We start from the raw sequence: 21,551 nt of genomic DNA, 5'->3' as shown, positions 1-21,551 counted from the left end.
ACCTCAACTCTTTGTATTAAGTGTAAAACAGTTGACTACTATCGCAGCGTTATACGGCGATAACAACCCATTAACGGCTCCATTTCCCAGCAGAGTATGCTGAAATCCAGACCGTGCGACCGGTTTCTTATTCATATCATTGTAAAACACGTATCCGAACTCTGTATGACAAGGTTCGGCGAAACCACGAGAAAACTCCTGTATTAACAAGAGCGCCCTTGTTCAGTTTTCACAAAGCGTGACCGGCTCTGGAATCCTGAGAAGCGCCGAGATGGGTATAACATCGGCAGGTTTGCAGACTAGAAATGCGGGTTGCGGGAATCAAATGCGCGCCAGAACGGCTGCGCTGAATGAGCGGAAAACGATGGTTCATTATCTCGTATCACCTCCACGGCCGCCTCTGCTGAAACGGACCACAAGCCAAAGCTAAAAGTTCACTGCTTAACCCGGCTGGAAGTGGCGACACGATGAGTTCATCGAGCGCTTTTTTGGTATGAGCCGCGCGCCGCGTTTTATACCGAGAACAGGGGTAAAAAGCAAAAGATAAATACGTGGGTTGCCAGGAGCGTCAGGAAAAATTTCCAGTAATGAATTCAACTCAGTGAGAGCGTTGTCAAAAAAAACTGGAAATCGGCCGAAGAAGTGACCTAAAATAGCCGTCCAGATGTTAATCCATCCATACTGATTAACACTCAGACTGCCAGTGTCAAAATCCTGCAGGCCTTGGTAGAATTATCTCCTTTGGCTATTCCACACAGCAGCTTGAGCTAACCAAATTCCTCTTAGGTGAAATATAACATGGCAAAACACCTGTTTACGTCCGAGTCTGTATCAGAAGGACATCCTGATAAAATTGCTGACCAAATCTCCGATGCGGTGCTGGATGCGATCCTCGCGCAGGATCCTAAAGCGCGCGTAGCGTGTGAAACCTATGTCAAAACCGGCATGGTTCTGGTTGGCGGTGAGATCACCACCAGCGCATGGGTTGATATCGAAGAGATCACCCGTAATACGGTGCGTGAGATCGGCTATGTGCATTCTGATATGGGCTTTGATGCCAACTCCTGCGCGGTACTGAGCGCGATTGGCAAACAGTCTCCGGACATCAACCAGGGCGTTGACCGTGCCGATCCGCTGGAACAGGGCGCGGGCGACCAGGGCCTGATGTTCGGCTACGCAACCAACGAAACCGACGTGCTGATGCCGGCACCTGTGACCTACGCACACCGCCTGGTGCAGCGTCAGGCTGAAGTACGTAAAAACGGCACCCTGCCGTGGCTGCGTCCGGATGCGAAAAGCCAGGTGACCTTCCAGTATGACGACGGCAAAATCGTCGGTATCGATGCCGTGGTGCTCTCCACTCAGCATGCCGAAGATATTGACCAGAAATCCCTGCAGGAAGCGGTGATGGAAGAGATCATCAAGCCGGTTCTGCCGACCGAATGGCTGAGCTCTGCGACCAAATTCTTCATCAACCCAACCGGACGCTTTGTTATCGGCGGCCCAATGGGCGACTGCGGCCTGACCGGTCGTAAGATCATCGTTGATACCTACGGCGGCATGGCGCGTCACGGTGGCGGTGCCTTCTCCGGTAAAGATCCGTCTAAGGTTGACCGTTCTGCCGCGTACGCTGCACGTTATGTTGCGAAAAACATCGTTGCTGCGGGCCTGGCTGACCGCTGTGAGATTCAGGTTTCCTACGCTATCGGCGTGGCTGAGCCAACCTCCATCATGGTTGAAACCTTCGGCACGGAAAAAGTGCCTTCTGAACAGCTGACCCTGCTGGTGCGCGAGTTCTTCGACCTGCGTCCATACGGCCTGATTCAGATGCTGGATCTGCTGCACCCAATCTACCAGGAAACCGCCGCGTACGGTCACTTTGGTCGCGAACATTTCCCATGGGAAAAAACCGACAAAGCCGCTCTGCTGCGTGAAGCTGCCGGTCTGAAGTAACCGATCGCTAAATGCGTTAAACAGGCCAGCCTTTGCGCTGGCCTTTTTTATATCATGTGGCGGCGCAAAGCCGCATAACATGGAACCGATTACACCTCATGCTTCGCGCTCCGCTTTCAGAATAATCTCTTTGCACAATCGCCTTTCTTCTGCTGTTACATTTCCTTTCAGTTAAGTCTGAAATTCATGCAAACGCGATGCACATCAATTAATTTACCTCTATATTTTCAAAGCTTTAATTATTTTTACGGTTACAGGTTAGTGTAACCGATTACACCATTGTGATTTGTCTCACATATTTTTATGGGTCGCTCACCTACCCTTAACATTGATAAAACTGATAACCAAACTGGAGGGCATAATGCCTGACAATAATAAACAGGGGCGTACGTCCAATAAGGCAATGACGTTCTTCGTCTGCTTCCTTGCCGCTCTGGCAGGATTACTCTTTGGCCTGGATATTGGCGTAATTGCCGGTGCATTACCTTTCATCACCGAAGAGTTCCAGATTAGCGCACACACTCAGGAATGGGTGGTTAGCTCGATGATGTTCGGTGCCGCCGTCGGCGCGGTCGGCAGCGGCTGGCTCTCCTTTAAGCTCGGGCGTAAAAAGAGCCTGATGATCGGCGCGATCCTGTTCGTTGCCGGCTCGCTGTTCTCTGCTGCGGCGCCTAACGTTGAGGTCCTGATCCTCTCCCGCGTGCTGCTGGGTCTGGCGGTGGGCGTCGCGTCTTATACCGCTCCGCTTTACCTGTCTGAAATCGCGCCGGAAAAAATTCGCGGCAGCATGATCTCCATGTACCAGCTGATGATCACCATCGGTATTCTGGGCGCTTATCTTTCCGATACCGCGTTCAGCTACAGCGGCGCATGGCGCTGGATGCTGGGTGTGATCATCATTCCTGCCATCCTGCTGCTGATCGGCGTCTTCTTCCTGCCGGACAGCCCGCGCTGGTTTGCCGCCAAGCGCCGCTTCCACGATGCGGAACGGGTGCTCTTACGCCTGCGCGATACCAGCGCAGAGGCGAAAAACGAGCTGGAAGAGATCCGCGAAAGCCTGAAGATTAAACAGTCTGGCTGGGCGCTGTTCAAAGAGAACAGCAACTTCCGCCGCGCGGTGTTCCTTGGCGTGCTGTTACAGGTAATGCAGCAATTCACCGGGATGAACGTCATCATGTATTACGCGCCAAAAATCTTCGAGCTGGCGGGTTACACCAACACCACCGAGCAGATGTGGGGCACCGTTATCGTCGGTCTGACCAACGTGCTGGCGACCTTCATTGCCATCGGCCTGGTTGACCGCTGGGGACGTAAGCCAACCCTGACGCTGGGCTTCCTGGTGATGGCTATCGGTATGGGCGTGCTGGGCACCATGATGCACATGGGCATTCACTCCCCAACCGCGCAGTATTTCGCCGTGGCGATGCTGCTGATGTTTATCGTTGGTTTTGCGATGAGTGCCGGTCCGCTGATTTGGGTGCTGTGCTCTGAGATCCAGCCGCTGAAAGGGCGTGACTTTGGTATCACCTGCTCTACCGCGACCAACTGGATTGCCAACATGATCGTCGGCGCAACGTTCCTGACCATGCTCAACACCCTGGGTAACGCCAACACCTTCTGGGTCTACGCCGGTCTGAACCTGTTCTTTATTGTTCTTACCGTCTGGCTGGTTCCTGAAACCAAGCACGTTTCACTGGAACACATCGAACGTAACCTGATGAAAGGTCGTCCTCTGCGCGAAATCGGCGCACACGACTAATCCTCCTGCGGGAGGCGCCTCTTGCGCCTCCCCGCTTCCCGCTTTATGCTCTGCCCCTATGAAAGCTCCCCATCTCCCCATCGCCATTCAGCAAGCCGTTATGCGCAGCCTGCGGGAAAAACTCGCCCAGGCCAACCTGAAGCTCGGCCGCAATTATCCTGAACCTAAGCTGGTCTACCAGCAGCGGGGAACCGCGGCGGGTACCGCCTGGCTGGAATCCTATGAGATCCGCCTGAACCCGGTTCTGATGATGGAAAACCAGCAGGCGTTCATTGAGGAGGTGGTACCGCACGAGCTGGCCCATCTTCTGGTGTGGAAACACTTTGGCCGCGTCGCACCGCACGGCAAAGAGTGGAAGTGGATGATGGAGGCGGTGCTTGGCGTTCCGGCGCGCCGCACGCATCAGTTCGAGCTGGAATCGGTACGCCGCAATACGTTTCCCTACCGCTGCCGGTGCCAGCAGCATCAGCTCACCGTCCGGCGTCACAACCGGGTGGTGCGCGGCGAGGCCACCTACCGCTGCGTGAAGTGCGGCGAACCGCTGGTTGCAGAATAATCAACTGAACAATCAGGAACTTTCATGATCTGCCTGATTGCATACGGGAACAACATTCGTTACGTTGCGGGCTCGTTTTGACACGGAGTGTAAGATGTCCCGTAATGTTTCTCTCGCGGTCGCGTTTCTGGCGACGGCGCTCTCCGGCCATGCTCTGGCCGACGGTATTCACAGTTTCTCTCAGGCAAAAACCGCAGGCGTAAAGATTAACGCCGACGTGCCGGGTGATTTCTACTGCGGGTGCAAAATTAACTGGCAGGGAAAAAAAGGGGTCGTTGACCTTGAGTCCTGCGGCTATAAGGTACGCAAGAACGAGAACCGCGCCAGCCGAATCGAATGGGAACACGTTGTTCCGGCCTGGCAGTTTGGCCACCAGCGCCAGTGCTGGCAGGATGGCGGACGCAAAAACTGCGCGAAAGATCCGGTATACCGCCAGATGGAAAGCGATATGCATAACCTGCAGCCCGCCGTGGGCGAGGTAAACGGCGATCGCGGTAACTTCATGTACAGCCAGTGGAACGGTGGCGAAGGCCAGTACGGCCAGTGCGCCATGAAGGTGGACTTCAAGGAGAAAGTCGCCGAACCCCCTGCCCGCGCGCGCGGCAGCATCGCCCGTACCTATTTCTATATGCGCGATCGCTACGATCTCAACCTTTCCCGCCAGCAGACGCAGCTATTCAACGCATGGGATAAGCAGTATCCGGTGACGGACTGGGAATGCCAGCGCGACGAACGTATCGCCAAAGTCCAGGGGAATCATAACCCTTACGTCCAGCGGGCTTGCCAGGCGCAAAAGAGCTAACCTACACTACGGCAATTCGCTTATATTGCATGACACATGGAATTTCTGACTATGCGCATCCCCCGCATTTACCATCCTGAACTGATTACCGCCGGCGGCGAAATCGCCCTGTCTGACGACGCAGCACACCACGTAGGCCGCGTGCTGCGCATGGGTGCCGGCCAGGCGCTCCAGCTGTTCGACGGCTCAAATCAGGTTTTCGACGCTGAAATTACGCGCGCCGACAAAAAAAGCGTACACGTCAAGGTGCTGCGTGGCGAAGTGGACGACCGTGAATCCCCCCTTCACATTCATCTGGGTCAGGTGATGTCGCGCGGGGAAAAGATGGAGTTCACCATTCAGAAATCCATTGAACTGGGTGTAAGCCTCATTACGCCACTTTTTTCTGAGCGCTGCGGCGTTAAACTGGATGCGGAACGTCTGAATAAGAAGATCCAGCAGTGGCAGAAAATTGCCATTGCGGCCTGCGAACAGAGCGGCCGCAACCGCATCCCGGAGATCCGCCCGGCGATGGATCTGGAGGACTGGTGTGCAGAAGAGGAAAGCGGGCTTAAGCTTAATCTTCATCCGCGCGCCAGCGCCAGCATCAACACGCTGCCGCTGCCCGTTGAGCGCGTACGCCTGCTGATTGGCCCGGAAGGCGGCCTGTCGGCTGACGAAATTGCCATGACGGGGCGTTACCAGTTTACTGATATTCTGTTGGGACCTCGCGTTCTGCGCACTGAGACAACGGCACTCACAGCCATTACCGCGCTACAGGTACGGTTTGGCGATCTGGGTTGACCCATTAACGGAGAAGAAGATGATCAAGCTCGGCATCGTGATGGACCCCATCGCAAACATTAACATCAAGAAAGATTCCAGCTTCGCCATGCTGCTGGAAGCGCAGCGTCGCGGCTATGAACTCCACTATATGGAGATGAACGATCTTTACCTGATCAACGGTGAAGCCCGCGCGCGCACCCGCATCGTTAACGTCGAGCAGAACTACGACAAATGGTACGAGTTTGGCACCGAGCAGGATATTGCCCTTGCCGATCTCAACGTCATCCTGATGCGTAAAGATCCGCCGTTCGACACCGAATACATTTACTCCACCTATATCCTTGAGCGCGCCGAGGAGAAAGGGACGCTGATCGTCAACAAGCCGCAAAGCCTGCGTGACTGTAACGAGAAGCTCTACACCGCCTGGTTCTCTGACCTGACGCCGGAAACGCTGGTGACCCGCAGCAAGGCGCAGCTGAAAGAGTTCTGGCAGAAGCACGGCGATATCATCATGAAGCCGCTGGACGGCATGGGCGGCGCGTCTATCTTCCGCGTGAAGGAAGGCGATCCGAACATCGGCGTCATTGCCGAAACGCTGACCGAGCTGGGTACCCGCTACTGCATGGCGCAGAACTATCTGCCGGCCATTAAAGACGGTGACAAACGCGTGCTGGTGGTAGATGGCGAGCCGGTGCCTTACTGCCTGGCGCGTATCCCGCAGGGCGGCGAAACCCGCGGCAACCTGGCGGCCGGCGGTCGCGGCGAACCGCGTCCGTTGAGCGAAAGCGACTGGGAAATTGCCCGCCGCGTCGGCCCTACGCTGAAAGCCAAAGGCCTGATCTTCGTTGGCCTCGATATCATCGGCGATCGCCTGACCGAAGTGAACGTCACCAGCCCGACCTGCATTCGTGAAATCGAAGCGGAATTCCCGATCTCGATCACTGGAATGCTGATGGACGCTATCGAAAAACGTTTACAGAAATAACCTGTGACAGCGCCTGTGTTTATCCCCATACTGGGCGCTGTCGCTTTTTAAACCAGGAAACAGTACCTCTGACAATGAATTTACAGCATCACTTTCTTATTGCCATGCCTGCTCTCCAGGATCCGATTTTCCGCCGCGCCGTTGTTTATATTTGTGAATACAATGAAGACGGCGCGATGGGGATTATCATCAATAAACCGCTGGAAAACCTGCAGGTTGAGGGGATCCTGGACAAGCTGAAAATCACCGCTGAAGATCGTCTGCCGGAAATCCGTCTCGATAAACCGGTGATGCTGGGCGGCCCGCTTGCAGAAGATCGTGGCTTTATCCTTCACACTCCGCCGGTTTTCTCATCCAGCATTCGTATCTCCGATAACACCGTTGTCACCACCTCCCGCGACGTGCTCGAAACGCTGGGTACCGCAAAGCAGCCTTCTGAAGTGCTGGTCGCGCTCGGCTATGCCTCCTGGGAAAAAGGCCAGCTGGAACAAGAGATTCTGGACAACGCCTGGCTGACGGCCCCTGCGGATATGAACATCCTGTTTAAAACCCCTATCGCCGATCGCTGGCGTGACGCGGCAAAGCTAATTGGCATTGATATTCTGACCATGCCTGGCGTTGCGGGGCACGCGTAATGAGCGGCACCCTTCTAGCCTTCGACTTCGGAACCAAAAGCATCGGCGTTGCCGTTGGTCAACGCATCACCGGTACGGCTCGCCCGCTCGCGGCGCTGAAGGCCAACGACGGCACGCCGGACTGGAACCTCATTGAGCGCCTGCTCAAGGAGTGGCAGCCGGACGACGTAATTGTTGGGCTACCGCTGAACATGGACGGCACCGAGCAGCCGCTCACCGCCCGCGCGCGCAAGTTCGCGAACAAAATTCATGGCCGCTTCGGCGTCTCCGTAAAGCTGCACGACGAACGCCTGAGCACCGTCGAAGCGCGTGCGGGCCTATTCGAGCACGGCGGTTTCCGGGCGCTGAACAAAGGCAGCGTTGATTCGGCCTCTGCCGTCATCATCCTCGAAAGCTATTTCGAACAGGGTTACTGAGCGCCGGGGCCTACAGCCGCCCCTGCGCCCGTCGCTCCGCCAGGCTCTGCTCAAAGTTCTGCATCCCCGCCTGCTGTCCGGTTTGAATAATGCCCGGCAGTTGCCACGTTTTGCCTTCGCGGATCAGGTTTGCCGCCGCCGGGGTATTCACCAGAAGCTCATACAGCGCCACGCGCCCGCCCTGAACGTCCTGACGCAGCTTCTGAGCCAGCACCGCACGCAGGCTTCCCGCCAGCTGATTACGCACCGGATCTTTCTCCTGCGCCGGGAAGATATCCACCAGGCGCTCAATTGCCTGAGCCGCACCGCGCGTATGCAGCGTGGCTAACACCAGATGCCCGGTCTCAGCCGCCGTCAGCGCCAGGCGGATAGTTTCGCTGTCGCGCAGCTCGCCAAGCAAAATGACATCCGGATCTTCACGCAGCGCGCTGCGCAGCGCCTCGGCAAAGGACGGGCTGTGCTGGCCTATCTCCCGCTGCTGAATCAGACAGCGTTCGCTCTGGTACCTGAACTCCACCGGATCTTCCAGGGTAAGAATATGGCCGTCCGTATGGTGATTGAGAAAATCGACCATCGCTGCAAGCGTCGTTGACTTCCCGCTGCCGGTTGCGCCGGTGACCAGAATCAGACCATCGTCATTGCACAGTAGCGCCGGGATCGTTCGCGGCACGCCTAACGTGGAGAGCTGCGGACACGCCAGCGGCAACAGCCGCAGCGCGATCGAAACGCCCTGCATATGCCTGAACGCGCTGCCGCGCAGACGCTGATTGCCCGCAACGGTAACGGCAAAATCCACCTGCCCGCTCGCCCACCATGTGCCCTGCTGCTCGTCGTTGAGCCACGCTTTCAATAACGCCTCCACGTCCGGGGGCGGAAACGGCGCGGGTTCAAGGCGCCCCGCTCTGCGCCAGCGCGGCGGCGAATCACTGCACAGGTGTAGATCGGAGACGTTATGCTTTACACTAAGGGCCACAATTTCTTCCACATCCATAGACTACTCCTCGGAAAATGAACGACATTGCGCATAACCTGGCACAGGTCCGGGACAAAATCTCAGCCGCTGCAACGCGTTGCGGCCGTACTTCAGAAGAAATTACCTTGCTTGCAGTCAGCAAAACCAAGCCTGCGAGCGCCATCGCAGAAGCGATTGCCGCCGGCCATCGCGCGTTTGGCGAAAACTACGTGCAGGAAGGCGTGGATAAAATTCGCTATTTCCGGGAACAGGGTAATACGGACCTGCAATGGCACTTTATCGGTCCGCTACAGTCGAACAAAAGCCGTCTGGTGGCAGAGCACTTCGACTGGTGCCACACCCTCGATCGCCTGCGCATTGCTACCCGTCTGAACGACCAGCGTCCGGCGGAGCTGCCCGCGCTTAACGTGCTGATTCAAATCAATATCAGTGATGAAAACAGCAAGTCCGGCATTGCGCTGAGCGAGCTGGATGCGCTGGCGGCTGAGGTGGCGGCGCTGCCGCGCCTGACCCTGCGCGGGCTGATGGCAATTCCGGCGCCTGAGTCAAGTTATGAAAGGCAGTTTGCCGTGGCACAGCAAATGGCTGTAGCATTTGAGGCGCTTAAAGCGCGCTATGACACGGTAGACACGCTTTCTCTGGGCATGTCGGACGATATGGAAGCCGCCATCGCGGCAGGCAGTACCATGGTGCGCATCGGCACGGCAATTTTCGGTGCGCGCGATTACACCCAATAATAAGGAAAACTGAGGAACGCCATGAAGACGTTGACTTTCCTGCTCTCAACGGTGATTGAGCTGTACACGATGGCGCTGTTACTGCGCGTCTGGATGCAGTGGGCCCGCTGTGATTTTTACAACCCGTTCTCACAATTTATCGTGAAAATTACGCAGCCTGTTGTGGGGCCGCTTCGCCGCGTTATTCCGGCAATGGGGCCGATTGACAGCTCATCTCTGCTGATGGCGTTTATTCTGAGCGTTATCAAAGCGATCGTGCTGTTTATGGTCATTACCTTCCAGCCGATTATCTGGATTTCTGCCGTCCTGATCCTCGTGAAAACCGTCGGCCTGCTGATCTTCTGGGTCCTGCTGGTCATGGCAATCATGAGCTGGGTGAGCCGGGGCCGCAGCCCTGTGGAATACGCGCTGATTCAGCTCACTGAACCGCTGCTGCGTCCGATTCGCAGTCTGCTGCCGGCGATGGGCGGTATCGACTTCTCGCCGATGCTTCTCGTGCTGCTGCTGTACGTGCTCAATATGGGCATTGCGGAGCTGCTGCAGGCAACGGGCAATATGCTGCTGCCGGGGCTGTGGATGGCGTTATGAGTGCGGTAAGCACCTGCACCGACGGGCTGGTCTTACGGCTGTACATTCAGCCGAAAGCCAGCCGCGACAGCATTGTGGGGCTGCATGGCGACGAGTTAAAGGTCGCCATCACCGCCCCGCCGGTAGACGGTCAGGCGAATGCGCATCTGACCAAATATCTGGCTAAACAGTTTCGCGTTGCTAAAAGCCAGGTCATCATTGAAAAAGGTGAACTTGGGCGGCATAAACAGGTAAAAATCCTCAATCCGCAATCTATCCCGACGGAAGTCGCGGCTCTGACAGAACAGGACTAAACCATGCAGAAAGTTGTTCTCGCCACCGGTAACGCCGGTAAAGTGCGCGAGCTGGCCTCGCTATTAAATGATTTTGGGCTGGACGTGGTGGCTCAGACCGAGCTGGGCGTCGATTCCGCCGAAGAGACGGGCCTGACGTTTATCGAAAACGCCATTCTGAAAGCGCGCCACGCCGCGCAAATCACGGGGCTGCCTGCAATTGCCGATGACTCCGGCCTGGCGGTGGATTTTCTGGGGGGTGCGCCGGGCATTTACTCCGCCCGCTACTCCGGCGTGGACGCTACCGACCGGCAAAACCTGGAAAAGCTGCTCGTTGCCCTGAAGGACGTGCCTGACGAACAGCGTACCGCGCAGTTCCACTGCGTGCTGGTCTACATGCGTCACGCGGAAGATCCAACGCCGATCGTCTGCCACGGCAGCTGGCCGGGCGTGATTACCCGTGAGGCGGCAGGCAGCGGCGGCTTTGGCTACGACCCGATTTTCTTTGTCCCCACCGAGGGCAAAACCGCTGCGGAACTGACCCGCGAAGAGAAAAGCGCGATTTCCCACCGTGGACGCGCCCTGAAACTGTTACTGGAAGCACTGCGTAATGGCTAATTTGCCGCCTCTGAGTCTTTATATTCATATCCCGTGGTGCGTGCAGAAATGTCCGTACTGCGATTTCAACTCGCACGCGCTGAAGGGCGAAGTGCCGCATGATGACTACGTTGCCCATCTGCTGGCCGACCTGGATGCCGATGTACCGTACGCGCAGGGACGTGAAGTAAAGACCATTTTTATTGGTGGCGGTACGCCGAGCCTGCTTTCAGGCCCGGCGATGCAGACGCTGCTGGACGGCGTGCGGTCGCGCCTGAATCTGGCAGCGGATGCTGAAATTACGATGGAAGCCAACCCCGGCACCGTTGAGGCCGACCGTTTTGTCGAGTATCAGCGCGCTGGCGTGAACCGTATCTCCATCGGCGTGCAGAGCTTTAGCGAGCCAAAGCTGAAGCGCCTGGGGCGCATTCACGGCCCGGAAGAGGCGAAGCGCGCGGCAAACCTGGCGACAGGGCTTGGCCTGCGCAGCTTTAACCTCGATCTGATGCACGGTCTGCCGGATCAGTCGCTGGAAGAGGCGCTGGACGATTTGCGCCAGGCGATTGCGCTGGCGCCGCCGCATCTGTCGTGGTATCAGCTGACCATTGAGCCGAACACCCTGTTTGGTTCCCGTCCTCCGGTGCTGCCGGACGACGACGCGCTGTGGGATATCTTCGAGCAGGGCCACCGGCTGTTAACCGCTGCGGGCTATGAGCAATATGAAACGTCTGCCTATGCGAAGCCGGGATATCAGTGTCAGCACAACCTGAACTACTGGCGATTTGGCGACTATCTGGGGATTGGCTGCGGCGCGCACGGCAAAGTGACCTTCCCGGACGGGCGAATTCTGCGCACCGCCAAAACGCGCCATCCGCGCGGGTATATGGAAGGTCGTAATCTCGAACGTCAGCACGACGTCGAGGCGGCGGACAAGCCGTTTGAGTTCTTTATGAACCGCTTCCGCCTGCTGGAAGCCGCACCGCGGAAAGAGTTTGCGTGCTATACCGGACTGCCGGAATCGGTGATTCGCCCACAAATTGACGAGGCGCTGGCGCAGGGGTATCTCACGGAATGTGAGGAATACTGGCAGATCACCGAGCACGGCAAGCTGTTCTTAAACTCCCTTCTTGAGCTGTTCCTCGCCGAAGAATCTGAAGGCTGATTCAGGATTTTGCATCCCGTTCTGCCGGCTGAGGGAAAGGCTGGCAGAGTGTGGGGATGGAAAGATCAAAACAACTCCGCAAAAAGATGACGCCCGAAGAGTTACGCCTCTGGTATTTGCTCAGAGGTCGTCGCTTCTTTGGCTATAAGTTTCGCCGTCAGATGCCGATTGGTGCGTATATCGTGGATTTTGCCTGCTTTAAGGCAAAGCTAATAGTTGAGCTGGACGGGGGGCAACATCAGGATAAAGTGGAATATGACTCGCATCGTACCGCGTTTTTGAATGCGAACGGCTGGGAAGTCGTACGGTTCTGGAATAATGAGTTTCGCGTTAACGAAGAGGAAGCGTTGCATATCATTCTTCAACGACTGCAGAGCCTGATGCCCTCACCCTAACCCTCTCCCACAGGGAGAGGGAACGCTTACTCCCTCTCCCATGGGGAGAGGGCTGGGGTGAGGGGCCCTGCGCGCAGAGGTGCTACTTCAGCGTCCCCACCAGCGCCTTTCTGCTATCTTCCAGCGACACCACGCGTTTACACACGTCTTTGCCGAACTGCTGGAAATCGGCTTCCTGATTCTTCCACTCGTTCTGAATCGAGGTTTGCAGTCCGCCCAGGCTGCCCAGCACGCCCTGCAAAGGGTTACCGCCGCCTTTCAGCACCGCTTTGGCGCCCATCTCGTTAATGCTGTCCTGGAGAATGCCGCCCATCGCCTGGTTCACCAGCTGCTGGCCGTCGGCGCGCACCTGGTCGATCGCCTTATAGTGGAACGTCAGGCCGTCGGAGCGGGTCTCGATAATTCGGTTCATCTGCTCTTTCAGCTGCTTATCCAGCTTCGTCAGGCGGGTGCGCATATTGCTGCTTTCACCCACCTCTTTGGTGATGATTTTATCCAGCGCCACGCGCCCCTTCTCAACGCGGGTCAGCGCGCCGTCGTTGATCCACGGCAGCGCGGTACGCAGCTCGGCCTGGTAATCCTTCGCCTGTTCACGCTGGGCGGCCGTCAGGTTTTGCGGCTTGCCGTTAAAGGTGACGTTACCCTCCGGCGTAATCACCAGATTGCCGTTCTCGCCTTTAACCTGCACGGTTTGCGGGCTTAACACCACGTCGTCACGCGGGGTGACGCTACATTTATACTCCGCATGGGCGGTGGAACCGATTGCCAGTAAAGCAACAGCCAGCAACGTTTTGCGCATCTTTAACACTCCCTCAGACAAAATGGGCCAGCTAATGCTGGCCCCTGACTTCTTTATTAGTCCCACCAAACGTCGAAAAGTTCGCTGACGCGAACATCTTCCAGCTTGTGGTCTTCAAGCCATTTGCGTACCAGCGCCTGATGTTCTTCGGTGCATTTCCCCACTTCCTGGGTGCAGATCAGACCTTCCCACGCCAGATAGCCGCTACCGTCGAAGGCCAGCTTGTTTGGCTCGATCACCTCGTTGATGAACGCATCAACGTCCTGGTCGATCTGTTCGACGCTGGTGCCTTCCGGAAAGCGCCAGGCAACGGAGAAACCTACTTCCTGGAATTCTTCGATGTGCATCTTTTTACGCAGACGACGGCTACGATTCTTTGCCATTATTTCACCCTCTCGAACATTAAGTCCCATACGCCGTGACCAAGACGATGGCCACGCTGTTCAAATTTTGTCACCGGACGTGAATCCGGACGCGGTACGTAGTCGTTGCTTTCAGACTGGTTTTTATACCCGTCCAGAGACGACATCACTTCCAGCATATGTTCCGCATAAGGTTCCCAGTCGGTCGCCATGTGGAAGACGCCGCCCAGCTTCAGCTTACTTTTCACCAGCTCGGCAAACGGTGCCTGAACGATACGGCGTTTATTATGACGCGCTTTGTGCCACGGGTCAGGGAAAAAGAGCTGAACCATGTTCAAAGAATTGTCAGGAATCATTTTGTGCAGCACTTCCACCGCGTCGTGACACATTACGCGCAGGTTCTCAACGCCCTCTTCATGGGCCGTAGCCAGACAGGCACCGACGCCCGGGGAGTGCACCTCAATGCCGAGGAAGTTCTGTTCCGGGCGCGCTTTCGCCATGGTCACCAGCGACGTGCCCATGCCAAAACCGATCTCCAGGGTGACGGGAGCATCGCGGCCAAACAGTTCGGTAAAGTCGAGAGGCTGCTCGCTGAACTCAACGCCCATCACCGGCCAGTAGTTGTCCAGCGCGTGTTGCTGCCCTTTTGTCAGGCGGCCCTGACGGCGGACAAAGCTGCGAATACGGCGCAGCGGGCGACCGTTTTCATCAAATTCCGGTGAAATGACGTCGTTTTTCATAAAAGAGTTGTCTGCTTGTGAGAGTGTTCGGGAAACGGGCATTATCCAAAGTTAGGGCTTCTATGCAAGCATGGGAAAGATCCGGTTTACAGCAGATTGACGCTGTGCTGCAATCTGCGTCCCTGATTATGCGAATCGATGACCATGCAAGCCTCTCAATTTTCAGCCCAGGTGCTGGACTGGTACGACAAATACGGGCGTAAAACCCTGCCCTGGCAAATTGAAAAAACGCCTTACAAAGTATGGCTCTCCGAGGTGATGTTGCAACAAACGCAGGTTACCACCGTGATCCCTTACTTCGAGCGTTTTATGGCGCGCTTCCCGACGGTGACCGACCTGGCAAACGCCCCTCTGGACGAAGTGCTGCACCTGTGGACCGGGCTTGGGTACTACGCCCGCGCGCGTAATCTGCACAAAGCCGCCCAGCAGGTGGCCACGCGGCACAACGGTAAATTCCCGGAAACCTTCGACGAGGTGGCGGATTTACCCGGCGTTGGGCGCTCAACCGCGGGCGCTATTCTCTCGCTATCGTTAGGCAAGCATTTCCCGATCCTCGACGGCAACGTGAAGCGCGTGCTCGCCCGCTGTTACGCCGTTGACGGCTGGCCGGGCAAGAAGGACGTTGAAAAGCGCCTGTGGGAGATCGCTGAAGCGGTCACCCCGGCGAAAGGCGTGGAGCGTTTTAACCAGGCGATGATGGATCTGGGCGCGATGGTCTGCACCCGTTCAAAACCGAAGTGTGAACTCTGTCCGGTAAATAACCTCTGCGTCGCCTACGCCAACCAGTCATGGGCGCAGTATCCGGGGAAAAAACCGAAGCAGACGCTGCCGGAGCGCACCGGGTACATGCTGCTGATGCAGCACGGCGATGAGGTGTTCCTTGCGCAGCGTCCACCGAGTGGCCTGTGGGGTGGTCTATACTGCTTCCCACAGTTTGAGGATGAAGCCTCGCTTCGGGAATGGCTTAAGCAACGCGGCATTGCCGCCGATACGCTGACGCAGCTGAACGCGTTCCGCCATACCTTTAGCCATTTCCATCTGGATATTGTGCCTATGTGGCTTCCCGTGTCCTCATTCACCTCGTGCATGGATGAAGGCACCGCTCTCTGGTATAACTTAGCGCAACCGCCATCAGTCGGGCTGGCGGCTCCCGTGGAGCGCCTGTTACAGCAATTACGTGTCGGTGCAATGGTTTAGCATCGGCAACACAAAGAGGAATGAGTATGGCCAGAACCATTTTTTGTACTTTCCTGCAGCGCGACGCTGAGGGCCAGGATTTCCAGCTCTACCCGGGCGACCTGGGTAAGCGCATCTATAACGAGATCTCCAAAGAAGCCTGGGGACAGTGGCAGCAAAAACAGACCATGCTGATCAACGAGAAAAAGCTCAGCATGATGAACCCGGAGCACCGCAAGCTGCTGGAGCAGGAGATGGTGAACTTCCTGTTCGAAGGTAAAGACGTACACATCGAAGGCTATACGCCGCCGGAAAAATAACAGCGTGCGGGGTTACCCCCGCCGTTACAGCAAACACAACACGCACTCCCGGAATGATGAAAAAACTTTTAGCGCTAGCACTTGTTGCGCCGTTGCTTGTGTCTTGTTCTTCCAAAAAGGGCGATAGCTATAACGAAGCCTGGGTTAAGGACACTAACGGTTTTGACATTTTGATGGGGCAGTTTGCCCACAACATCGAAAATATATGGGGATTTAACGAAGTTCTTATCGCCGGACCGAAGGACTACGTTAAGTACACCGACGCCTATCAGACCCGTAGCCACATCAACTTCGATGACGGTACGATCACGGTTGAAACCATCGCGGGGACCGAACCTGCGGCGCATTTACGGCAGGCCATCATCAAGACCCTGCTGATGGGCGACGATCCGGGATCTATCGACCTCTACTCTGATGCCGATGACATTACCATTTCCAAAGAGCCGTTCCTGTACGGGCAGGTCGTGGACCAGACCGGTCAGCCTATCCGCTGGGAAGGCCGCGCCACGAAATTTGCCGACTACCTGCTGCAAACGCGCCTGAAAAGCCGCACCAACGGCCTGAAGGTAATCTACAGCGTCACGATTAACCTGGTGCCAAACCACCTCGATAAGCGAGCGCATAAGTATCTGGGCATGGTGCGTCAGGCATCGCGCAAGTACGGCGTGGACGAGTCGCTGATCCTGGCGATTATGCAGACCGAATCGTCATTTAACCCCTACGCCGTGAGCCGTTCCGACGCGCTGGGGCTGATGCAGGTTGTGCAGCACAGCGCCGGTAAAGACGTGTTCCGCTCGCAGGGGAAATCCGGCACGCCAAGCCGCAGCTACCTGTTCGACCCGCAAAGCAACATTGATACCGGAACGGCCTATCTGGCCATGCTGAACAATGTCTATCTTGGCGGGATTGATAACCCGACTTCACGTCGCTATGCGGTTATTACCGCCTATAACGGCGGCGCGGGCAGCGTGCTCCGCGTCTTCTCGAACGACAAGGTGCAGGCCGCGAACATCATCAACAGCATGGCGCCGGGGGACGTGTACACCACCCTCACCACCCGCCACCCGTCAGCGGAATCCCGCCGCTATCTGTATAAGGTGAATACGGCGCAGAAGAACTACCGTCGCCGCTAGAAAATAACACCCCCTCACCCTAACCCTCTCCCCAAAGGGGAGAGGGAACTTGAACACCCTCTCCCCTTTGGGGAGAGGGCAGGGTGAGCGGAACAAACCGCACCCAATCCCCACCCATACAAAAATACTATTTGCATCACAATCCAGACTGCAAATTAATATGGATTGCATTTTTTTGCGGGAGGTAACAAAACCTGCCCCCGTCAGCTGATAGAATTGCATCAAATTACAACCCTGAATGTTCCTATAACAACATATCTCCCGCTCACTTGTGAGGAAAGTAACATGAACCTTAAGCTGCAGCTTAAAATCTTGTCGTTTCTGCAGTTCTGCCTGTGGGGAAGCTGGCTGACTACACTCGGCTCCTATATGTTTGTGACGCTCAAGTTCGATGGTGCGTCAATCGGTGCCGTCTACAGCTCGCTGGGCATCGCGGCTGTTTTCATGCCAACGCTGCTCGGTATCGTGGCGGATAAGTGGTTAAGCGCGAAGTGGCTGTACATGCTTTGCCATCTGGTGGGCGCGGGGACGCTGTTCATGGCGGCCGAAGTGACGACGCCGGGGGCAATGTTTATGGTGATCCTGCTTAACTCGCTGGCGTACATGCCAACGCTTGGGCTGATCAACACCATCTCCTACTACCGCCTGAAGTCTGCCGGTCTGGATATCGTTACCGACTTCCCGCCAATCCGTATCTGGGGCACCATCGGCTTTATCATGGCGATGTGGGGCGTGAGCTTCGCAGGCTTCGAGCTGAGCCATATGCAACTGTATATCGGTGCGGCGCTCTCCGTACTGCTGGCGCTGTTTACCCTGACGCTGCCGCATATTCCGGTGTCTAACCAGCAGAAAAACCAGAGCTGGAGCACCATGCTCGGCCTGGACGCATTCGCGCTGTTCAAGAACAAGCGCATGGCGATCTTCTTTATCTTCTCCATGCTGCTGGGCGCGGAGCTGCAAATCACCAACATGTTCGGCAACACCTTCCTGCACAGCTTCGATAACGATCCGCTGTTTGCCGGAAGCTTTATCGTTGAACACGCCTCGGTGATGATGTCTATCTCGCAGATCTCCGAGACGCTGTTCATCCTGACCATCCCGTTCTTCCTGAGCCGTTACGGCATCAAGAACGTTATGCTGATCAGTATCGCCGCATGGATGCTGCGCTTCGGCCTGTTCGCCTACGGCGACCCTAGCGCGTTCGGCACCGTGCTGCTGGTTCTGTCGATGATTGTTTACGGCTGCGCCTTCGACTTCTTCAACATCTCCGGTTCGGTGTTTGTGGAAAAAGAGGTGAAGCCTGAAATCCGCGCCAGCGCGCAGGGCATGTTCCTGATGATGACCAACGGCTTCGGCTGTATTCTGGGCGGCGTGGTGAGCGGTAAAGTGGTTGAGATGTACACCACGAACGGCATCACCAACTGGCAGCCCGTGTGGCTCATCTTCGCGGCGTACTCGCTGGTGCTGTTCTTCGCGTTTATCGTGCTGTTCCAGTACAAGCATGTACGCGAACCGCACGGCGCACAGCCAGTCGTGCATTAATTGTTGTGCCGGGCAGGCGAAACCGCCGCCCGGCTATTTTATTGCAGCAAGTACCCACCCCACTGACAGCAAATCCGCGCTGCCTCCAGGGCTTAAATTCCGTTCGATCAATGCATTATCCATTCTACGCAACGCCTCGCGGTCCCAGCCGTTAGCCAGCAGCTCCCGTGCGTAACCCTGCACGTAGCGCAACCCCTCAATGCCGCCGCGCGACACCAGATTGCTGTCCTGATTTATCGCCATCAGGCGTAACAGCAGGCCGTGAAGCGACCGTCCGTTCCACCGCGCCAGCGCGTTACGCACCGTCGCAAAACCGCTCTCCGCCTCGCCGCGCGCGCCGGTCAAGCCGTACCGCTGGTACTGCCGCTCCCCCGCCGTCGCCTGCCCGCTGCGCCCGGCCAGCTCCCGCGAAACCAGCCCACGACAGACGTTACTTACCTCAAGGCAGAGGCTATCGGCGCAGGCCTCCTTCACGCGTCCGGCAGCGAAGCACAGCAGCCCGAGGGCAAAAATGCCGCCTTTGTGGGTGTTTATCCCGCCGGTTGCGGCATACATGGCCTGCTCGCACGCCATCCCCATCGGGCGGAGGATCCGCAGCTGTTCGCCAGCGGGCTTATCTGCATGGGCGTTACCCAGCTCCGCAAAACGCATAAACCACGGCGCTATCGCCGCAATGCTGCGGACAAACAGCGCGTGATCCATATCGCGATGGGAGCCGTTATTGAGCCTGTCCACCAGCCCCGGCTTGGGCGTCAGCTCCAGCTCCTGCCACAGCGCCGCTTCGGCAAGCGCGGGAACGTCCGCCGGGCGCGGCTTAGTCGCGAGCAAACCAGTCATCAATCATCTTCTCCACGCGGGCAACCACCTGCTCCACAGGGTGATTCCGCGAGCGGGAGCAGGCGTGGGCAGGTTCATCGCAAATCAGGCAGCGGCGCAGGTGCGCGCCCAGAGACTGACGCCCGACGTGGCCGTTTTCCGGGCAGATGACGTCCAAATCCCACAGCCTGCCGAGCGGGTGCGTCTGCTCCAGCTCCGCGCAGTGCGCTTTAATTTCCGCCGCGGGATGGGCCACGCACCACAGGGCTTCCGGCCCGGTCGGCAGCCACAGCACCTGGCGGTCCAGCACCTGCCAGCGGTTTTCCCACAGCAGCTGGTCGCACATCTGCAGCGCCACGCCCATGGTGTTGCGGTAGCGCAGGCTGTCTTTGATCTCCCCGGGTGTTACCAGCGTGAGGGAGATCGCCGGCTGTTGATAGTGCGTAAGCATGTCAGCCTGGCGTGCCGCGCGGCGCTCCTTCGCCGCCAGCAGTTCGTCCAGGCCGACACCCGCCCGCACGGGCGTCGCTGAAATCATAGATCCTCCTTCACCTGCCGTACGGTGTCGATGACGCTGCCGTCGCGGTAGCGGATCACCCCGACGATCTTATCGGTAAATTCAATGGGTTTCGGTACGCCCGTCAGCGAGATCGCCCGCTCGTACAGCGCGTTGATATCCACAACCTTCAGCCCGGCCGCCAGCAGGCGCTCGCGGATCTCCGGGCGCGCCGGGTTGACCGCAATGCCGTGATCGGTGACCAGCACGTCAATGCTCTCCCCCGGCGTGAGGCGCGTTGTGACGCGCTTCACCACCGTCGGAATGCGGCTGCGCAGCAGCGGCGCAACGACGATGGTCAGGTTCGCCGCGGCGGCCACGTCGCAGTGCCCGCCGGACGCGCCGCGCATCACGCCGTCGGAGCCGGTGATGACGTTTACGTTGAAATCGACGTCAATTTCCAGCGCGCTGAGGATCACCACGTCGAGCTGGTCGCAGCTTGCCGCCTTGCTGCCGGGGTTGGCGTAGACGTTAGTGGAGATCTCCACGTGGTTCGGGTTGCGCGCCAGCGAGGCCGCCGCCTGGCCGTCAAAGCACTGGGTGTCCAGCAGCTTTTCGATCAGCCCCTTCTCGTGCAGATCCACCAGGCTGCCGGTGATGCCGCCGAGCGCAAAGCGCGCCTTCACGCCGCTGCGCTCCATTTTCTCTTCCATAAAGCGGGTGCAGGCGGTGGCCGCCGCGCCGGAGCCGGTCTGCATCGAGAAGCCCGGTTTGAAATAGCCCGAGTGTTCAATCACGTCCGCCGCATAGCGGGCGATCGTCAGCTCGCGCGGGTTGCTGGTGACGCGCGCCGCGCCGACGCTGATTTTCGCCGGGTCGCCCACGCTCTCCACCTGCACGATGTAGTCCACCCGATCCTGCGCCAGGCTGGCGGGCATGTTCGGGAACGGCACCAGTTCTTCGGTCAGCAGCACCACCTTACGGGCAAAGTGGGCGTCCACCATCGCGTAGCCCAGCGAACCGCAGCACGACTTGCCGCGCGTGCCGTTGGCGTTGCCAAACGCATCGCTGCACGGCACGCCGAGGAACGCCACGTCGATATTCAGCTCGCCGTCCTGGAGCAGCTTCACGCGCCCGCCGTGGGAGTGGATTTGCACCGGCTCGTCCATCAGCCCGCGGGAGATGGCCTCCGCCAGCCTGCCGCGCATCCCGGAGGTATAAATCCGGGTGATAACGCCGCTTTCGATATGCTCGATCAGCGCGTCGTTGCAGGTCATCAGCGAGCTGGATGCCAGCGTCAGGTTTTTAAAGCCCATCCGCGCCAGCAGCCCCACGACGGTGTTGATCACCCGGTCGCCTTCGCGAAACGCGTGGTGGAAAGAGATGGTCATCCCGTCCCGCAGGCCGCTGCGCACCACCGCCTCTTCAATGGAGGCGCAGAGTTTACGATTGTGCTTCGCCTCGCCGTCCGCCAGCCACGGCGTGGCGCTGTGGGCGGCTTCAAAGGGCTTCAGGCCCCGAAGATGGGGGAAATTCACGTGAAGAAGTTCTGTCTGATTCATGTTGTCATCC

General features: G+C 57.5%; 27 protein-coding genes. 18 read left to right on the top strand and 9 right to left on the bottom strand.

Annotation, left to right across the window (positions count from 1 at the left end):
* Nucleotides 1-3: 3 nt before the first annotated feature.
* The gene (gene yqgB, locus HWQ14_RS09015) at nucleotides 4-135 is read right to left on the bottom strand and encodes an acid stress response protein YqgB (RefSeq protein WP_057979949.1); all 132 of its coding nucleotides are present in this window, start codon (nucleotides 133-135) and stop codon (nucleotides 4-6) included.
* Nucleotides 136-229: 94 nt separating this feature from the next.
* The gene (locus tag HWQ14_RS23490) at nucleotides 230-373 is read right to left on the bottom strand and encodes a hypothetical protein (RefSeq protein ID WP_418250466.1); all 144 of its coding nucleotides are present in this window, start codon (nucleotides 371-373) and stop codon (nucleotides 230-232) included.
* 425 nt (nucleotides 374-798) lie between these two features.
* Between HWQ14_RS23490 and metK the strand changes: the two genes are divergently transcribed.
* The 8 genes from metK (at nucleotide 799) to ruvX (ending at nucleotide 7,871) form a co-directional block, all read left to right on the top strand.
* Nucleotides 799-1,953, top strand: a complete 1,155-nt coding sequence (gene metK, locus HWQ14_RS09005; protein ID WP_061097111.1) for a methionine adenosyltransferase — start codon at nucleotides 799-801, stop codon at nucleotides 1,951-1,953.
* A gap of 361 nt (nucleotides 1,954-2,314) precedes the next feature.
* Nucleotides 2,315-3,712 carry a galactose/proton symporter gene (galP, locus tag HWQ14_RS09000; protein WP_148418520.1) on the top strand — a complete coding sequence of 466 codons (1,398 nt, stop codon included), beginning with the start codon at nucleotides 2,315-2,317 and terminating at the stop codon, nucleotides 3,710-3,712.
* 58 nt (nucleotides 3,713-3,770) lie between these two features.
* Nucleotides 3,771-4,268 (top strand): SprT family zinc-dependent metalloprotease, encoded by a 498-nt coding sequence (locus tag HWQ14_RS08995; protein WP_176609517.1) that lies wholly within the window; start codon nucleotides 3,771-3,773, stop codon nucleotides 4,266-4,268.
* Between the two features lie 94 nt (nucleotides 4,269-4,362).
* Nucleotides 4,363-5,070 carry a deoxyribonuclease I gene (gene endA / locus HWQ14_RS08990; RefSeq protein WP_148418519.1) on the top strand — a complete coding sequence of 236 codons (708 nt, stop codon included), beginning with the start codon at nucleotides 4,363-4,365 and terminating at the stop codon, nucleotides 5,068-5,070.
* Nucleotides 5,071-5,121: 51 nt separating this feature from the next.
* Nucleotides 5,122-5,853, top strand: a complete 732-nt coding sequence (rsmE, locus tag HWQ14_RS08985) for a 16S rRNA (uracil(1498)-N(3))-methyltransferase (protein ID WP_176611173.1) — start codon at nucleotides 5,122-5,124, stop codon at nucleotides 5,851-5,853.
* Nucleotides 5,854-5,872: 19 nt separating this feature from the next.
* Nucleotides 5,873-6,820: a glutathione synthase gene (gene gshB / locus HWQ14_RS08980; RefSeq protein ID WP_176609516.1), complete on the top strand. Its 948-nt coding sequence runs from the start codon at nucleotides 5,873-5,875 to the stop codon at nucleotides 6,818-6,820.
* Between the two features lie 74 nt (nucleotides 6,821-6,894).
* Nucleotides 6,895-7,455, top strand: a complete 561-nt coding sequence (locus HWQ14_RS08975; protein ID WP_148418516.1) for a YqgE/AlgH family protein — start codon at nucleotides 6,895-6,897, stop codon at nucleotides 7,453-7,455.
* Nucleotides 7,455-7,871, top strand: a complete 417-nt coding sequence (gene ruvX, locus HWQ14_RS08970; protein WP_114979901.1) for a Holliday junction resolvase RuvX — start codon at nucleotides 7,455-7,457, stop codon at nucleotides 7,869-7,871. The genes HWQ14_RS08975 and ruvX overlap by 1 nt, the downstream gene beginning before the upstream one ends.
* Nucleotides 7,872-7,881: 10 nt before the next feature.
* Here the strand turns inward: ruvX and HWQ14_RS08965 are convergent, their stop codons facing one another.
* A complete protein-coding gene (locus tag HWQ14_RS08965; protein WP_176609515.1) occupies nucleotides 7,882-8,862 on the bottom strand; it encodes a type IV pilus twitching motility protein PilT in 981 nt (326 codons plus the stop codon).
* Between the two features lie 17 nt (nucleotides 8,863-8,879).
* On the opposite strand from HWQ14_RS08965, the gene HWQ14_RS08960 reads away from it, so the two are divergent.
* Genes HWQ14_RS08960 through HWQ14_RS08935 form a run of 6 tightly spaced genes read left to right on the top strand, consistent with a single transcriptional unit; the run spans nucleotide 8,880 to nucleotide 12,595 of the window.
* Nucleotides 8,880-9,581: a YggS family pyridoxal phosphate-dependent enzyme gene (locus HWQ14_RS08960; protein ID WP_176609514.1), complete on the top strand. Its 702-nt coding sequence runs from the start codon at nucleotides 8,880-8,882 to the stop codon at nucleotides 9,579-9,581.
* Between the two features lie 21 nt (nucleotides 9,582-9,602).
* Nucleotides 9,603-10,169 carry a YggT family protein gene (locus HWQ14_RS08955; protein ID WP_148418513.1) on the top strand — a complete coding sequence of 189 codons (567 nt, stop codon included), beginning with the start codon at nucleotides 9,603-9,605 and terminating at the stop codon, nucleotides 10,167-10,169.
* Nucleotides 10,166-10,462, top strand: a complete 297-nt coding sequence (gene yggU / locus HWQ14_RS08950; protein ID WP_047364545.1) for a DUF167 family protein YggU — start codon at nucleotides 10,166-10,168, stop codon at nucleotides 10,460-10,462. Before HWQ14_RS08955 ends, yggU begins: the two co-directional genes overlap by 4 nt.
* A 3-nt stretch (nucleotides 10,463-10,465) precedes the next feature.
* Nucleotides 10,466-11,059, top strand: a complete 594-nt coding sequence (locus HWQ14_RS08945) for an XTP/dITP diphosphatase (RefSeq protein ID WP_148418512.1) — start codon at nucleotides 10,466-10,468, stop codon at nucleotides 11,057-11,059.
* Nucleotides 11,052-12,200, top strand: a complete 1,149-nt coding sequence (gene hemW / locus HWQ14_RS08940) for a radical SAM family heme chaperone HemW (protein WP_176609513.1) — start codon at nucleotides 11,052-11,054, stop codon at nucleotides 12,198-12,200. Before HWQ14_RS08945 ends, hemW begins: the two co-directional genes overlap by 8 nt.
* Nucleotides 12,201-12,256: 56 nt before the next feature.
* On the top strand, nucleotides 12,257-12,595 hold the full coding sequence (locus HWQ14_RS08935; protein WP_176609512.1) for an endonuclease domain-containing protein: 339 nt from the start codon (nucleotides 12,257-12,259) through the stop codon (nucleotides 12,593-12,595).
* An 82-nt stretch (nucleotides 12,596-12,677) separates the two neighbouring features.
* On the opposite strand, the gene HWQ14_RS08930 is transcribed toward HWQ14_RS08935, so the two are convergent.
* The 3 genes from HWQ14_RS08930 to trmB are packed head-to-tail and all read right to left on the bottom strand — an operon-like array spanning nucleotide 12,678 to nucleotide 14,496.
* On the bottom strand, nucleotides 12,678-13,394 hold the full coding sequence (locus tag HWQ14_RS08930; protein ID WP_148418509.1) for a DUF2884 domain-containing protein: 717 nt from the start codon (nucleotides 13,392-13,394) through the stop codon (nucleotides 12,678-12,680).
* Nucleotides 13,395-13,450: 56 nt separating this feature from the next.
* Complete coding sequence (locus HWQ14_RS08925) at nucleotides 13,451-13,777, bottom strand: YggL family protein (protein WP_003862421.1); 327 nt, start codon at nucleotides 13,775-13,777, stop codon at nucleotides 13,451-13,453.
* Nucleotides 13,777-14,496, bottom strand: a complete 720-nt coding sequence (gene trmB / locus HWQ14_RS08920; protein WP_022649361.1) for a tRNA (guanosine(46)-N7)-methyltransferase TrmB — start codon at nucleotides 14,494-14,496, stop codon at nucleotides 13,777-13,779. The genes HWQ14_RS08925 and trmB overlap by 1 nt, the downstream gene beginning before the upstream one ends.
* A 144-nt stretch (nucleotides 14,497-14,640) precedes the next feature.
* Here trmB and mutY point away from each other — a divergent pair, with 144 nt between their 5' ends.
* The 4 genes from mutY (at nucleotide 14,641) to HWQ14_RS08900 (ending at nucleotide 18,667) form a co-directional block, all read left to right on the top strand.
* Nucleotides 14,641-15,693, top strand: a complete 1,053-nt coding sequence (mutY, locus tag HWQ14_RS08915; RefSeq protein ID WP_176609511.1) for an A/G-specific adenine glycosylase — start codon at nucleotides 14,641-14,643, stop codon at nucleotides 15,691-15,693.
* A 26-nt stretch (nucleotides 15,694-15,719) separates the two neighbouring features.
* Nucleotides 15,720-15,992: an oxidative damage protection protein gene (locus tag HWQ14_RS08910; protein ID WP_148418506.1), complete on the top strand. Its 273-nt coding sequence runs from the start codon at nucleotides 15,720-15,722 to the stop codon at nucleotides 15,990-15,992.
* 56 nt (nucleotides 15,993-16,048) lie between these two features.
* Entirely contained in the window at nucleotides 16,049-17,125 is a 1,077-nt protein-coding gene (gene mltC, locus HWQ14_RS08905; RefSeq protein WP_148418648.1) for a membrane-bound lytic murein transglycosylase MltC, read from the top strand.
* Nucleotides 17,126-17,410: 285 nt separating this feature from the next.
* Nucleotides 17,411-18,667 (top strand): nucleoside permease, encoded by a 1,257-nt coding sequence (locus HWQ14_RS08900; RefSeq protein ID WP_176609510.1) that lies wholly within the window; start codon nucleotides 17,411-17,413, stop codon nucleotides 18,665-18,667.
* A gap of 33 nt (nucleotides 18,668-18,700) precedes the next feature.
* Here the strand turns inward: HWQ14_RS08900 and citG are convergent, their stop codons facing one another.
* From citG to citF, 3 genes are read right to left on the bottom strand one after another with little or no spacing between them, the layout of a single operon-like run.
* Nucleotides 18,701-19,504 carry a triphosphoribosyl-dephospho-CoA synthase CitG gene (gene citG, locus HWQ14_RS08895; RefSeq protein ID WP_176609509.1) on the bottom strand — a complete coding sequence of 268 codons (804 nt, stop codon included), beginning with the start codon at nucleotides 19,502-19,504 and terminating at the stop codon, nucleotides 18,701-18,703.
* Nucleotides 19,482-20,021, bottom strand: coding sequence for a citrate lyase holo-[acyl-carrier protein] synthase (citX, locus tag HWQ14_RS08890; RefSeq protein WP_176609508.1), 540 nt, complete (start codon nucleotides 20,019-20,021; stop codon nucleotides 19,482-19,484). Before citX ends, citG begins: the two co-directional genes overlap by 23 nt.
* Nucleotides 20,018-21,541, bottom strand: coding sequence for a citrate lyase subunit alpha (citF, locus tag HWQ14_RS08885; RefSeq protein ID WP_176609507.1), 1,524 nt, complete (start codon nucleotides 21,539-21,541; stop codon nucleotides 20,018-20,020). Before citF ends, citX begins: the two co-directional genes overlap by 4 nt.
* Nucleotides 21,542-21,551 lie beyond the last annotated feature (10 nt).

Source organism: Enterobacter cloacae (genome assembly GCF_013375935.1).
Taxonomy (GTDB): domain Bacteria; phylum Pseudomonadota; class Gammaproteobacteria; order Enterobacterales; family Enterobacteriaceae; genus Enterobacter; species Enterobacter pasteurii.
The sequence above is the reverse complement of the archived record's forward strand: the minus strand, read 5'-3'. Positions and strand labels throughout refer to the sequence as shown.